Origin of the sequence: Bradyrhizobium sp. BR 1433, from assembly GCF_051547665.1 — a bacterium.
Classification (GTDB): Bacteria; Pseudomonadota; Alphaproteobacteria; order Rhizobiales; family Xanthobacteraceae; genus Bradyrhizobium; species Bradyrhizobium australafricanum.
The window spans coordinates 2,369,947-2,384,401 of sequence record NZ_JBPUGG010000001.1 but is presented as its reverse complement, the minus strand read 5'-3'; the positions used below and the strand labels follow the sequence as shown (position 1 = coordinate 2,384,401).

The 14,455-nt window shown below is 65.3% G+C and carries 10 protein-coding genes and 1 pseudogene; 10 read left to right on the top strand and 1 reads right to left on the bottom strand.

The genetic code is table 11. The annotated features are described in order from the left end of the window. The first annotated feature begins 5 nt into the window (after positions 1-5). From ACSKB9_RS12015 to ACSKB9_RS11970, 10 genes and pseudogenes are all read left to right on the top strand, one after another. Positions 6-1,862 carry a TRAP transporter large permease gene (locus ACSKB9_RS12015; RefSeq protein ID WP_438073359.1) on the top strand — a complete coding sequence of 619 codons (1,857 nt, stop codon included), beginning with the start codon at positions 6-8 and terminating at the stop codon, positions 1,860-1,862. Between the two features lie 12 nt (positions 1,863-1,874). Further along, positions 1,875-2,859: pseudogene (locus ACSKB9_RS12010) on the top strand (NAD(P)-dependent oxidoreductase). Between the two features lie 161 nt (positions 2,860-3,020). Next, positions 3,021-4,217, top strand: coding sequence for an ABC transporter substrate-binding protein (locus tag ACSKB9_RS12005; RefSeq protein WP_438073357.1), 1,197 nt, complete (start codon positions 3,021-3,023; stop codon positions 4,215-4,217). A gap of 19 nt (positions 4,218-4,236) precedes the next feature. After that, positions 4,237-5,094, top strand: a complete 858-nt coding sequence (locus ACSKB9_RS12000) for a branched-chain amino acid ABC transporter permease (RefSeq protein ID WP_438073355.1) — start codon at positions 4,237-4,239, stop codon at positions 5,092-5,094. Continuing rightward, positions 5,094-6,893, top strand: coding sequence for a branched-chain amino acid ABC transporter ATP-binding protein/permease (locus ACSKB9_RS11995; protein WP_438073353.1), 1,800 nt, complete (start codon positions 5,094-5,096; stop codon positions 6,891-6,893). Before ACSKB9_RS12000 ends, ACSKB9_RS11995 begins: the two co-directional genes overlap by 1 nt. Beyond that, positions 6,874-7,620 (top strand): ABC transporter ATP-binding protein, encoded by a 747-nt coding sequence (locus ACSKB9_RS11990; RefSeq protein WP_438073351.1) that lies wholly within the window; start codon positions 6,874-6,876, stop codon positions 7,618-7,620. Before ACSKB9_RS11995 ends, ACSKB9_RS11990 begins: the two co-directional genes overlap by 20 nt. Before the next feature lie 224 nt (positions 7,621-7,844). After that, entirely contained in the window at positions 7,845-11,084 is a 3,240-nt protein-coding gene (locus ACSKB9_RS11985) for an AAA family ATPase (protein ID WP_438073349.1), read from the top strand. 40 nt (positions 11,085-11,124) lie between these two features. After that, positions 11,125-11,766, top strand: coding sequence for a hypothetical protein (locus ACSKB9_RS11980; protein ID WP_438073348.1), 642 nt, complete (start codon positions 11,125-11,127; stop codon positions 11,764-11,766). After that, on the top strand, positions 11,726-12,364 hold the full coding sequence (locus ACSKB9_RS11975; protein ID WP_438073346.1) for a hypothetical protein: 639 nt from the start codon (positions 11,726-11,728) through the stop codon (positions 12,362-12,364). The genes ACSKB9_RS11980 and ACSKB9_RS11975 overlap by 41 nt, the downstream gene beginning before the upstream one ends. Before the next feature lie 170 nt (positions 12,365-12,534). Then, entirely contained in the window at positions 12,535-13,827 is a 1,293-nt protein-coding gene (locus ACSKB9_RS11970; RefSeq protein ID WP_438073344.1) for an MFS transporter, read from the top strand. 4 nt (positions 13,828-13,831) lie between these two features. On the opposite strand, the gene ACSKB9_RS11965 is transcribed toward ACSKB9_RS11970, so the two are convergent. Next, positions 13,832-14,443 carry a TetR/AcrR family transcriptional regulator gene (locus tag ACSKB9_RS11965; protein ID WP_438073342.1) on the bottom strand — a complete coding sequence of 204 codons (612 nt, stop codon included), beginning with the start codon at positions 14,441-14,443 and terminating at the stop codon, positions 13,832-13,834. Positions 14,444-14,455: the final 12 nt, after the last annotated feature.

Sequence of the window (14,455 nt, the reverse complement as noted above, 5' to 3'; positions counted from 1 at the left end):
GGCGCATGTCAGTCGCCGCAGTCGAGGCGAGAAGCAGCGCTGATCGGATCACGGCGCCGCTGCTCGCCATCAGTGACGCGATCGCCGCGCTCCTGCTTGCCGCCGATCTCGTGGTGGTCTGCGTCTCCGTGCTGGCCCGCTTCCTGTTCAACGCGCCGGTCGAATGGTCCGACGACGTCGCCCGCGGCCTGATGGTCGGGTCGAGCTTCTTCGGCGCGGCAAGCGCGCTCGCCCGCAGCGAAAATCTCGGCGTCGCCTTCTTCGTCAACATGCTGCCGCCGGGCGTGCGGCGGGTGGTCGACGCGGTCGGTGCGCTGCTTGTCACCATCATTGCCGGCTATGTCGCGTTCAACGCCGTCAAGATGGGCTGGCTGACCACCGGTCAGACCTCCGGCTCCGGCCTGCCGCTGGAATGGACGTTCTATCCGATGGGCGTCGGCGCGGCGTTTATGACGATCTTCGCGTTCGAGACGTTCTGTGGCCGGCCGTTGCGCGACATGACGGTGGCCATCGTCGCGACTGCCGTCATCGTGGGTCTCTATCTCGCCTGGGATGCATTCGCACCATCGTCCGTACCGTCATCGCAAACGTTGATGCTGATCGGCTTCTTCCTCACGCTGTTCGGCGGACTGCCGATCGGCTTTGCGCTGGCGCTGGCGGCGCTGATCTTCATCTGGGTCGAGGGCACGCTGCCCGGCGTGATCTTCGCCCAGCAGATGGCGCGCGGCATCGACAATTTCGTGCTGCTCGCGATCCCGTTCTTCATCCTGGTCGGCTACCTGATGGAAGCCAACGGCATGTCGGTCCGGCTGATCGAGCTGCTGCAGCGCGCGGTCGGACGGATGCGCGGCGGGCTCAACGTCGTCATGGTGATGTCGATGGTGCTGTTCTCCGGCATCTCGGGCTCCAAGATGGCCGACGTTGCCGCGGTCGGCTCGGTTTTGATCCCGGCGGCGCGCCGCTCGCGGCAAAACCCGGGCGGGGCGGTGGCGCTGCTCGCCGCCTCCGCGGTCATGGCGGAGACCATTCCGCCCTGCATCAACCTCATCATCCTCGGCTTCGTCGCCAACCTCTCGATCGGCGGACTGTTCGTCGCCGGCATGTTGCCGGCCGCGCTGATGGCGCTGGCGCTGATTGCGGTGTCAATCATCTTCGGCAAGCGTCCCGCCGCGAACGTGGAAGCCGAGCCGCGCGCCGCGGTATCGGGGCTCTGGACCGGTGCGATCGCCTCGTTCGGGCTGATCTTCATGATCTTCTTCGGCTTCAAGAGCGGCTTTGCCACCGCGACCGAGATCTCCGCCTTCGCCGCGGTCTACGCCATCGCCGTCGGCAGCCTGCTGTTCCGCGAGCTCGGCGCGAGGAGTCTGGTGCACTGCTTCGTCCAATCGGCTGTTCGTTCGGGGCTGGTGTTGTTCATCGTCGCCGCGGCGCAGTCACTGGCCTTCATCCTGACGCTGCAGCAGGTGCCGCATGCCGTCGGCGACCTCATGCTGGCGATCTCGGGCAGCCACGGCGTCTGGCTGTTCATGCTGCTGTCGATCCTGGTGCTGGTGGTGATGGGCTCGGTGCTCGAAGGCGCCGCGGCGCTGATCATTTTCGGCCCGCTGCTGCTGCCGGTTGCCGTCAAGCTCGGCATCGATCCGCTGCATTTCGGCGTCGTGCTTGTGATCGCGATGGGGCTCGGGCTCTTTGCTCCGCCACTCGGCCTTGGGCTCTACGGCGCCTGCCTGATCGGCAACGTGCCGATCGAGCAGACCATCAAGCCGATCGCGGGCTATCTCGGCCTGCTGTTGCTGTGCCTGCTGGTGATCGCCTTCGTGCCGGCGATCAGCACGGCCTTGCCGCATGCGCTCGGCTATTAGGGGAGTGGGATCGTGAAGGTGCTGCTCGCCCATACCCCGCAGATGCGCCGCGACTATTATGGCGAGCGCAGCCTGAACGGCCTGCGCGCGGTCGCCGACGTCAAGCTGCACGAAGGCGACGAGGCGCTCGACGCGGCGGCGCTGGTCAAGGCCGCGGCCGATGTCGACATCATCGTCGCCGACCGCATGACGCAGGGGCGAGGGGAGATCTTCCCGCAGCTGCCGAAGTTGCGCGCGTTCGTGCGCTGCGCGGTCGATATCCGCAATATCAACGTGGCTGCAGCCTCCGCCGCCGGCGTGCTGGTGACGCAGGCGAGCGCCGGCTTCGTCCAGTCGGTCGCCGAGCTCGCGCTCGGCTTCATGGTCGATCTGTCGCGCGGCGTCTCGCGCGCCACCGCGGATTATCACGCGGGCAGGGCGCCCGAGGTCATGATGGGCCGCCAGCTGGCGGGAAGCGCGATCGGCATCATCGGCTATGGCAGCATCGGGCGCTATCTTGCCCGGATCGCAAAAGTGCTCGGCATGAATGTGCTGGTCGCCGATCCCTACGTAACGATCGATGATGCGGCGATCGGGCATCTGCCGCTCGAACGATCTGCTGGCACGCGCCGACTACGTTGTCTGTCTCGCGATCGCCAACGCGCAGACCGAGAACCTGATCGGGCAAGCCGCACTGGCGCGGATGCCGAAGCACGCATTCTTCATCAACCTTTCGCGCGGAAACCTCGTCGACGAGGCGGCGCTGTCGGCCGCGCTGCGCGATGGCCGCATCGCGGGTGCCGCGATAGATGTCGGCCGCGCGCCGGACCAGATGCCGACGCCCGAGCTTGCGAAGCTGCACAATGTGATCGCAACGCCGCATGTCGGCGGCCTGACGCCGCAGGCGATCGAGCATCAGTCGTCGGAGACGGTACGCCAGGTTGCGAAGATCGTTGCCGGCGAGATACCCGTCGGCGCGGTCAATGCCGGCTACTGGACGCGGCGGCCTCGGCCATGAAAGTTTGGCGAAGCCCAATGTCGTCCGCGGGGCTGGACAAGAGCTTCGCATCCGGCCCAGACTTGGCCCGCATAACCGCGGCCCCTGAGCGCGCGGACAATCAATGAACGGACGTCCCGCAACAAACGACGGGCGCCGAGAGGGAAACAGGGAGGCATCACATGGCTATTTCACGCCGTGACGTTTTGTTGGGCAGCGCCGGTGCATTGGGCGCCGCATCATTTTCCTTCCCGGCGCCAGCCATCGCACAATCGGAACCGATCAAGATCGGCTGTCTCGCGGCGATCACCGGCCCGAGCTCGGCGCCGACCGTCGGCTTCAATCGCGGCGTCAACTTCGCGGTCGACGCCATCAACGGCGCCGGCGGGGTGAAGGGCCGCAAGATCGAGCTCGTGATGCGCGATACCCAGGGCGATCCGACCAAGGCGGTGAACGCCACGCAGGAGCTGATCAGCCAGGCCAAGGTGCACGCGATCTGGGGTCCGCTGAACTCGGGCGAGGCGCTGGCGACGACGCCGATCATGGCGCGCGCCAAGATGCCCGACCTGCATCCCTGCGTCGTCGAGACCCTGATCGACCCGGTCAAGTTCCCCAACGCGTTCCGCATCGCGCCGTCGAACAACCAATGGGACGATGCCGTGCGCAATTACTGTCTCAAGATCCTCAAGGTGAAGAAGGTCGCGGTGATCGGTGACACCACCGGCTATGGCGTCACCGCGGTCGGCGCTTCCGTCGCGGCGTTCAAGAAGGACGGCGCCGAGGTGGCCTATCAGGCCAACATCGATGCCACGCAGCCCGACATGACGCCGGACATGCTGCGCGCCAAGAATGCCGGCGCGGAAGCGATCGTGGTGTGGAGCGTCTCGACCGGCATGGAGGCGCGCATGTTCAACACCCGCGCCGCGATGAACTGGGACGTGCCCCTTGTCGGGCATCCCTCGATGGCGTCGGGCGAGCTTGCTAGCCTGGTCGCCAAGCCGGAGAACTGGAAGAAGGTGTACGCGATCGGCTACAAGAGCTGCAGCTATGACGGCGCCGGCAAGCTGCCGCCGAAGAGCGCGGACCTGGTCGCGCGCCTGACCAAGGCCAACATCGCGCTGAACGACACGCTGTTGTGGTGGGTCGCGGGCGGCATCGATTGCATCGAGCTGATCGCCAAGGCGGTCGCCGAAAGCGGCTCGACCGACAGCGCCGGCATCATCAAGTACTGGAACACGCTGTCGACCTATCCCGGCTATTTCGGCAATTACCGCTTCTCGCCGACCGAGCACAACGGCTATTTGACCGAAGAAATCGTGATGTCGGAAGCCTCTACCGCCAAGGACGGCACCTTCGCGCTGGCGCCGGGGTATACATAGAAGGGCGAGGGCGCAGCCGATGCTGGCCTCGATCCTCGCATCCGGTCTCGCGGCGGGCGCGATCTACGCGCTCGTCGGCGTCACCTACAACACGATGTTCTCGACCTCGCGGGTGATGAGCTTCACCGCCGGCCAGCTGGCGATGCTGGGCGGCGTGTTCGGCTCGATGTTCACGCTGAAGCTCGGCCTGCCCATTGCCGTCGGCTTCGTGCTGACGCTGCTCTGCTGCGCGGTGATAGGAATCGTCACCGAATTCGTCGCGGTGCGGCCGGTGCTCAAGAGCCTCGACCAGCATCTCTACGTGCTCTCGACCCTCGCGGTCGCGCTGATGATCCAGCAGATCACCGCGATCAAATGGGGCACCGAGCCGCAACCGTTCCCGCGCATCGCAGGATTCGGCGAGGGCATCCTCGACGAGAAATTCTGGCTGCCGGTCCTCGCCTGCGCCGTCACCATTATCGGCCTTGAATATCTCTACCGCCGCACCCTGGTCGGCCGCGCGTTCCTGGCCATCGCGGAGGATAATTTTGCGGCGCGGGCGCTCGGCCTGCCGGAGCGCAATCTGCGGGTCGCGAGCTACGCGCTTGCCGGCGTGGTCGGCGGCATCGCCGGATTTTCCGGCGGGCAGTTGCTGCTCGCCTTCTTCGCCAACGGAGCGCTGCTCAATTTCTACGGCTTCGTGCCGGTGGCGCTGGGCGGGCTCGGCAATAACAGAGGCGCGATCATCGGCGGGCTGGCGCTCGGCCTGTTCCAGCAGGCGGCGAACTTCCTGGTCGGCGGCATCTTCTCCTCCGTCGCGGTGTTCACGCTGTTCATCGTGGTGCTGCTCGCCGCGCCGCAAGGGCTGTTCGGCGCCTCGACCGCGCGGAGGGTGTGATGACGTCGGTCGTGGCCACTCCGTCCCGAGCCGACAGCGGCGTGTGGCGCGCCGCGCTGCCGCACGTCCTGCCGTTCCTCGGCATTCTGGTGGCGGCGGTGCTGCTGCCGTTTGTCAGCAACGATTACTGGGTGCTGATCGGCACCCGCATGGCGATCTACTGGGTGCTGGTGTCGGGCCTCAATCTGGTGGTCGGCTTCGCCGGTCACCTTGCGATCGGCTATGTCGCGCTGCTGACGCTCGGCGCCTACACGACGAGCGTGCTGGTTGCCGGCAACGTGATGCCGGCGATTCCGGTGTTCGTCGCCTTGCCGATCGCCGGCCTCATCGGCGCGATCTTCGGCGTGGTGGTCGGCTTGCCGGCGCTGCGCCTGCGCACCTTCTACTTCGCCATGTCGACGCTCGGCTTTGCCACCATCTTGACCCAGATCGCGCTGGCCTGGCAGAGCGTGACCGGCGGCGGCATCGGCATTGCCGGTCCGGAATTCCCGCCGCCGTTCAACACGCCATGGGGCTTCTACGCCCTCTGCATCGCCTTCGCCGCCTTGACCACCTGGATGAGCGCCAATGTCGCGCGCAGCCGGTTCGGCCGCGCGCTGATCGCGGTGCGCGACGCCGAGGTCGCCGCTGAGGCCAGCGGTATCTCCAAGCCAAAAATGCTGATCGCGATCTTCCTGTTCGCCGGCGCGTTGGCGGCGATCGCCGGCGGATTGTTCGCGTCCCTGCAGACCTACATCACGCCTGATGCGTTCACCTTCGATCTCTCGGTGCTGTTCTTCATCGCGATCCTGATCGGCGGCCGCGGCTCGATCCTCGGGCCCATGCTCGGCACCATCATCCTGACCATCCTGCCCGAGATCGCGGCGCCGCTCGCGGCTTGGTCGACCTTCCTCTACGCGGTGCTGCTGCTCGTGATCGTGCTGGTGATGCCCGGTGGCATCGCGGCGCTGCTCGATTTCCGCAACCGTCGGCCGCTCGCCAGCAACCGCGCCATCGTTCCGCGTCCCGCTGCACTCGCCGACATCGTGCGCCGCAGGGACGGCGGCAAGACGCTGCAGCTGCGCGGCATCGCGCTGAGCTTCGGCAATGTGAAGGCGATCGACGGTCTCGATCTCGATATCGCGCCCGGCGCGATCCACGGGTTGATCGGACCGAACGGCAGCGGCAAGACCACGACGCTCAACGTGATCTCGGGCTATTACGCCGCCAAAGCCGGCACCATGACGCTTGGCGGCGAAGTCCTGGCCGCGGGCCAGCCGGTCAAGCGCGCCGCGTGCGGCATCGCACGCACCTTCCAGACGCCGCGCGTGATCGGCGAAGCCTCGGTGCTGGAGAACGTCATGATCGGCGGCTCGATCGAGGGCCGGGCCAATTTCGTCGAGGCGATGCTCGCACTGCCGCGCAACGGCGCCGACGAGCGTCTGCTCGCCGCCAAGGCGCACGCGCTGCTCGGCGTCGTCGGCCTCGAGGCGCTCGCCGACGTACGTGCCGATCGGCTGCAGCACAGCGAGCTGCGCTTCATCGAGATCGCGCGGGCGCTGATGCTCGATCCGGACTTCCTGCTGCTCGATGAGCCCGCCGCGGGTCTCTCCAATGACGAGATCGAGCGGCTCGCCAGCCTGATCAAGGCTGTCTGCGGCCGCGGTACCGGTGTGCTGCTGGTCGAGCACCATGCAGATCTGATCTTCGATATCTGCCACCAGGTCACCGTGCTCAATCTGGGCCGGACGCTGGCGGCGGGAACCCCGGCGGAGATCCGCATCCACAAGGAGGTCGTCAGTGCCTATCTCGGCGGCTGAACCGTTGCTCGCGGTCAATGGGCTGCAGTCCGGCTACGGCAAGATCCGTGTGCTGCACGGTATCGACATCAGGATTGCCACCGGCGAGGTCGTGGCGCTGCTCGGGCCCAACGGTGCCGGCAAGACCACGCTGCTGCGCGCGATGTCCGGACTGTTGCCCGTCACTGCCGGACAGGTCCGGTTCGGCGACCGCGACATGACCAACGCCACGCCGCGCGACGCCGCGCGGGCCGGGCTCGTGCATGTGATCGAGGGACATCGCGTGTTCACGCAGATATCGGTGACCGACAATTTGCTGCTCGCAGGTTACGACCTGCCGCGGGCCGAGCGCGCCGTGCGCATCGAGGAGGCGTTGGCGTTCTTTCCCGAAATCGCCGAGAAGCGGCATGAACGCGGCGGCGCGCTGTCGGGCGGGCAGCAGCAGATGCTGACGGTGGCGCAGGGCCTGGTCCGCCGGCCGCGGCTGTTGATGCTCGACGAGCCGTCCGCGGGACTGTCGCCGGTGCTGGTCGATCGCGTCCTCAACGTCATCGGCCGGCTGCGCGAGCAGGGCACCTCCGTGCTGCTGGTCGAGCAGCTCTTGGAGAAGGCGCTCGCCTGTGCCGATCGCGTCTACGCGCTGGTGCAGGGTGCGATCGCGCTGGAGGCGCCGACCGGAGAGAGCGACCTCGCGCATCGGCTCGAGCGCGCCTATTTCGGCCATGAGAGCCACGCGTTGCAGACCTAGCCAATGCAACCTGTGTGCTCGACGCCAACGGCCACGCAACTTGTGATCGGATGCAGCGTCGACTGCCGTTGTGGCGCAATCTGCACGTGCGTCATAAAATGGCACGACAGGTGCAGGCGGCTTTGCTAAGCTTCACAGCGATGCCCGATTGTGGATATTTGTCGCGTTGTTTTTAAGACTTGTTGCGGTTGCCTGCGTCTGCAGCTCTCTTCAAGAGGCCTACGATGCAATGTTTGCGTTGCGGTTGTCAGAACAGGGCGACCAATGAGTATTGCGAAGGGTGCGGGGCCTCTCTCGGAATTACGTGTGAAGCTTGCGGCCACCTGAACGGATCAAGCAGCCGCTTTTGCGGAAAGTGTGGCGCTGCGTTGGCGACGGCGATTGACGCGACCCGGGTTCAGCCGTCGCACGAGCATGCCCTGAGGAGCCTGCATGCCAAGGGTGGGGAGCGGAAGCGCCTCACGATCCTTTTCGCTGATATCAGCAACTCGACGGGCATCATCGATAGCCTCGGAGATCCCGAACTGGGCATGCGCCGCTTGCAGCCGGTGCTCGACCTGATGAACGAGGCGGTTCACCGCTACGGCGGCGTCGTCAATAAGGCCCAGGGCGACGGCGTCATGGCGATGTTCGGCGCCCCGCAGCCTCATGAGGATCACGCCGTTCGGGGCTGCCTCGCGGCGTTGGCGATGCAGGATGACGTCAAGCGGCTGCATGACGTCGATATGCAAATCCGCGTCGGCGTCCACACAAGTGAGGTCGTCTTCCAGGCCATCGAGCACGGCATCTATCAAACCTATGACGCCGCGGGCGCGAACGTGCACCTCGCCAGTCGACTGGAGCACCTTGCCGAGCCCGGCACCATTCTGGTCTCGAGGGAAACCTACGCTGTCGCGAAGCAGTTCGTGGAGGTGGAGTCGCTTGGCGAGCAGGCCATTCGGGGGCTCGCGGCCCCTATCGAGGTGCTCAGGCTGAGGGGCCTCCAGCATGCGCCGTCGAGCGGTGTGTTCCGGACCGGACGACGGTTGAGTCCCTTGACCGGCCGCGCCGACGAGTTTGCGGCGCTGACGGCTGAACTCGAGAACACCCGCAAGGGAGATGGCCGGGCGATCGGTGTCGTTGGCGAAGCCGGCATAGGAAAGAGTCGCCTTTGCTTCGAATTTGCCGAGAGTTGTCGCAGCAAGGGCATCCGCGTCTTTGAGGCGCGTGTGCTCGCGCACGGCCGCGCAACGCCGTTTCAGCCGGTGCTGGCGCTGCTTCGGGATATTTTCGGGCTTCGCATCAAGGAGGAAGCGCCGGACGTTTCGCGCCGCCGTGTCTTCGACCGTTTGGCGGCGATGCCGGTCTCCGATCATCTGGCACCCGTGCTGCTGGAATTCCTCGGTCTGGCGGACCCGCACCAGCCCGCGCCGAAACTGGATCCCAAGGCCCGCAAGGCCCAATTGCTCGATTTCGTCGGCGAACTGGTACGCGCCGCACCTCGTGACAATGTGACGGTCGTCCTGATCGACGATCTGCACTGGATCGATCCGGCGAGCGAGGAGTTCGTCGAGGCCCTTGCCGACGCCGTGGTCGGAACCACGACGATGCTGCTGGTCAATTTCAGGGCCGGATTGAGCGCGCCGCTGATGCAGCGGTCGCATTACCGGCAGATCAACATGGCTCCGCTTGGGCCGGCGGAGGCGCAATCGATCTTGCGCGATCATTTTGGTACCGACCCGTCGCTGGCGCTGTTGAGCCGGAACATCGTCGAGCGCGCGCACGGCAATCCGTTCTTCCTGGAAGAGCTCATGAGCGCCCTCGTCGAGCGCGGCGACTTCGAGGGCGAGAAGGGCGCGTACCGGCTGAAGGGCGGCATCGACACAATTCCGCTTCCGACGACCGTGCAAGCAGTGGTCGCGGCGCGCATCGATCGCCTCGACGAACACGCAAAAAGAGCCCTCGAGGTCGCTTCGGTTGCCGGGCGCGAGATTTCGTTGTCGGTTCTCGATGCCGTTGCCGGACTGGCGAAAGCCGAGCTGCTGGAAGCCGTAGGACATTTGCGACGCGCCGAACTGCTCTATGACGTGCCTCCCTTTGAGCAGCGGCTGATCGCGTTTCGTCATCCGCTGATCCAGGAAGTCGCTTATCTGTCGCTGTTGCACGAACGGCGCCGCGAGCTTCACGCGGCCGTCGCGCAGGCGATCGAGAAGCTGTTCAAGGATCGCGCCGAGGAACGGGCGTCGCTTCTCGCCTACCACTGGGAGCATGCCGGCGAACATTTGAAGGCGGCGCAGCAGCACATGCGTGCGGCGGTCTGGGTCGGTGCGAACGATCCCAGTCAGGCCTTGCGAAGCTGGAAGAAGGTGCGTGAACTGCTGACGCACCAGCCCCCATCGCAAATGACCGACTATCTGAAGATGATGGCCTGTGGCCAGATCGTGAATTTCGGCTGGCGCGAGGGAATTTCCGCCGCCGATGCGCAGGTCTATTTCGAGGAAGCCCGCGGCCTCGCGCTCGCGATGGGGGACCTGCGCGCCAACACGCTGATTCACGCTGCCTACGGCCGGATTTTGGCGAATGGCGGCTCGGCCGACGAATATGTCGAGCGGGTGCTGGAAGCCAAGGCGCTTGCCGACACCGGCACCGACACCAGTGTCCAGGTCACGCTGAAGGCCATTCTCTGCCACGCTCTCCGGCTCTCGGGACGGATGTCGGAGGCGCTGCAGATGAACATGGAGGCGGCCGCGCGCGCCTCGGAGATCGTGAAGTCGGACCGGGAGACGCTTGGATTCGACGTCGAGGTCTGGTTGACCGCCATGCGCGGGCAGACGCTCGTGATGCTGGGGCGCGGGTCCGAGGCCCGGCCGCTGCTCGATCGCGTGCTGCAACTGGATGGCAGCCAGGTCGATGCCATTCACTACGTCATTCCGAGCCTCGCTTATGTCGACCTCGCCTGGTCCGAAGGCGACGTCGGACTGGCCCAGCACCACGCCGATCGCGGCTTCTCGCTCGCGGTCAAAAGCGGCAATCCATATTTGCGCGTCTACGCCCAGGCCAGCCGCGGCCTGTCCCATATGGTGGCAGGCCGGATCACATCATCGATCGAGGATCTGACGGCCGCGCTCGACTTCGCGCGAACCCGCAAGGCCGGCCTTGAAAACGAAGCACGGATTCTCGCCGATCTGGCGAACGCGTATCGGCAGAAAGGAGATGCGGCGGCAGCGTTGTCCGCCGTCGACGAGGCGATTGCGGTTGCGGTCAAGCGGCACGCGCGCATTCCGGAATGTCTTGCCCGATCGGTTCGCGCCGATCTGCTGTTGCGCTCCGGGCGGAGCGATGAGGCCGAGGAGGGCACGAAGGAGCTGGACCGCGCGACCGCGCTGCTTCACGAGACCGGCGCGATGATCTTCGCGCCCTTTGTCGGTGGCGCGGGAAAGACGGTCAAAGCGAGTCGAAGTTCGAACGAAGCCAATAATAATTGAGTTGCGAGTGAAATTGTTCTGATCCCATTCGGATGATCTCATGTTGTTCGCGAATATGACGGGCGAACCGGTCGGCAAAGGAAGCGCCCGCGCGTGCAGGGACGCGCTCCTTTGCGACATCCTGGCCGATTTCAGGCGTGCGTTTCCCGATCTGCTTTTCGAGCTCGACGAAGGCAGCGCAACCGTCAATGCCCAGGCCTTCATTCGTGGCAACGACCGCGTCGTGCGGATCTATGGCGGACTGGCTTACCACGCGGCGATGAACGCCGATGGCCTGGTCTTCGCCCTGCTTCACGAAGTCGGACACCATCTGTCGAAAGGCGGCCGGCTCGCCGCCAATTCCGAGCTCGGTTGCGAGTGCGCGGCGGACCGCTGGATTCTCGCCAAGGGCGCAGCCCGGCTACGCAAGCAGACCGGGCGCACGCTCTCGATTGAGCGCGCGGTATCGAGCATCGAGCAGTTGACTGCGCTTGCCGCTTGCGGCCTGGGAGCTCGCAAGCGCGGTCCAAGCGTGTGCTGGGCCGATCATTGGCCGAGGCGGAAACATGTACTGGTTCGACCGGAGGCCGCGCCGGCAATTCCGCGGTGCTATCTGTCCAGGTTTTTACGACTGAATCAAATTGCACAAAGGGAGACGACAAATGGGTGCGCTACTTCCCGTCGGCAGCGGTCCCGATGCTGAAATCGTGGACCGGCTGAATGAGCTCTTCAGCGGCAAGGATCTGGCTACTCTTCGCAAGCACAACAAGAAAGAAAAGCTGTTTGATCCGAGCCACAGGTTGCGGCGCGTGGCGTTCCGCATCGGTGCCTATCCGAGCAAGGACTACGGGAAGGATGATGCCAAGCGGAAATGGTTCTTCTTTCTCCACCATGTGCTGCCTCAGGAGACGCAAGAGGCGATCAAGAAGATCCTGGGCGACGCGATGACCCGAACCGCGATCAAGGCGGTGAAGTTCTCGGTCGAGGAAAACAGCGTGGTGACCCATCCGCATCTGTTTCCGAGCAACAACGAGCCGCTCGCGAACTACCTGAATGGGGCCGGTACCGCCTATCTTGTCCATCTGGTCGTGCAAGGGCCGATGGATGACAGCGCCGAAGATCCGCCCGGCGACAACGACCCGGACAGCGGTGAACAGCCGATCGCCTGGCCCGAGCTTTCGCTCCGCAGGCCAACGTTCAGGCGCACCAAATCAGGCGGCGGGAAGCGCGCCGGCAAGAAGAAGGTCGTTAGCAAGAAGAAGGCAGCCAAAAAGTCGGCCAAGCGTCCGCGCAAGCGTTGACGAGGCGGTCACGGCGGTTGATTGTGGCGGCAAGGGTCGACGGATGCGTCGGCCCTTCTGTCTCCAGGTCGTCCTGAATCTGGCTGGTGGCAGCGCCTGCTGCCGGCTGCCCAAGTGTCCGCTACGGCGCCGGTCCAGCCTGTTCCGTTGCGGATGGAATGCTGCGTCCGATGCGACTTCCCTTTTTCTACGGCTGGATCATCGTCGCGGTGACCTTCGTCACCATGGCGATCGGCGTCAACGCGCGTACGGCGTTCTCGCTGTTCTATCCGCCGATCATCTCGGAATTCGGCTGGGAGCGCGGCATCACGGCGGGCGCCTTCTCGTTCGGCTTTGTCGCCTCGGCGATCGCAAGTCCGCTGATCGGCCGGTTGATGGACCGCGGCGGTCCGCGCGCGGTGATGGAGCTTGGCGTGCTCTTGATGGGTTCGGGTCTGCTGCTGGCGCCGCTGACGACGCAGCCTTGGCACCTCTATCTCACGATCGGCGTGCTGGTCGGCGCTGGCAGCGTCTGCCTCGGCTATTCCGGACAATCGCTGTTCGTGCCGAACTGGTTCCTCCGCCGCCGCGGACTTGCGATCGGGCTGGCCTTCGCCGGCGTCGGCATCGGCTCGGTGACGTTGCTGCCGTGGGTGCAGCACATGATCGAGCACACCGGCTGGCGCACCGCCTGCACCGCAATGGGGATCGCGGTGCTGGTCGTGCTGGCGCCGATCAATCTCTTGCTGCATAAGCGGCCGGAGGACATCGGCCTGCAGCCGGACGGCGATGCCGCGCCGACGGCGACGTCAGCCAGGCCGGCATCGAATATCGTCGACCCCGTGTGGGCCGGCACCGACTGGACGCTGTCGCGTGCGCTACGCACCGCGCGGTTCTGGTGGATTGCGATCGGTTATTTCTGCGGCCTGTACATCTGGTACGCGGTGCAGGTGCATCAGACCAAATTCCTGCTCGATATCGGCTTCAGCTCCAATGTCGGGGTCTGGGCGCTTGGGGTCGTCAGCCTGCTCGGCATTCCCGGCCAGATCTGGCTCGGGCATCTCTCCGATCGCATCGGCCGGGAGTGGGTGTGGGCGATCTCCTGCTTCGGCTTCGTGATCTGCTTCGCTGCGCTTGCCGCCTTGAAATACTGGCCCAACATGACGCTGATCTATCTCATGGTCTTCACCCAGGGCGCGCTTGGTTATGGCCTGACATCCGTGATGGGACCGGTCGTGCTGGAGATCTTCCAGGGCAAGCATTACGGCAGCATCTTCGGCACCGTGATGCTGGCTGCGCTCGCCGGCGGCGCTGCGGGCCCCTGGATCACCGGCCAACTCTATGATCTCTCGGGCAGCTATACCAGCGCCTTCCTGCTCGGGATCGCCGTCAGCCTGCTGTCGGCATTTGCGATCTGGCAGGCCTCGCCCCGCAAGGTCCGCGCCGTCGCCGGACAGATGCACAAGGTCGCAAGCGCGGCCTGACGCGTCAGGCCGACGAAACGCCGATGGCGCGCTGCAGGTCGGTGATCGCGCGCAGGCAGCTGTCGGCGGGGGTGGTTTCCGGATCGATCAGGCGGTGCAGGCGGAAACCATCTTCCAGCGCCAGCACGATCGCTCCGGTCCAATCCGGATCGAGTTTGCCGTTCCGGCCGCTGTTCTTCTGCGCAGTCGTGACAATGTCGGCGATCAGCTTGCGCCGCGCGCGCAGACGTTTGGCGAGCTCGGGCCGGCGCTTCTCGGCGCGCGCCACGAACAGAATCATCTCCATGTGCAGGAGAGGGGAGCGGCCGAGCGGATCCTGTCGGCTGCGATCCATGGTGCGCAGCGCTTCGAGGAAGTCGGCCAGGTTGCTGTGCCGGGCGAGCAAGTCGAGATTGCGCCGGATCGATTGCTCGACGTGATCCTCGAGCATCGCGAAGATCAGCTCGTCCTTGCTCTTGAAGTTCGAATAGAAGGCGCCGCGGGTGAAGCCCGCCGCGGCCGCGATCGCCTCGATGCTGGCGCCGCCAATGCCCTGTTCCTCGAACACCCGCGCCGCCGCCTCGAACAGCTTCTCGCAGGTGTCGTCCCGTGTCGGTCTGGTTCGAACCCTTGACATCGGCGCATTTTA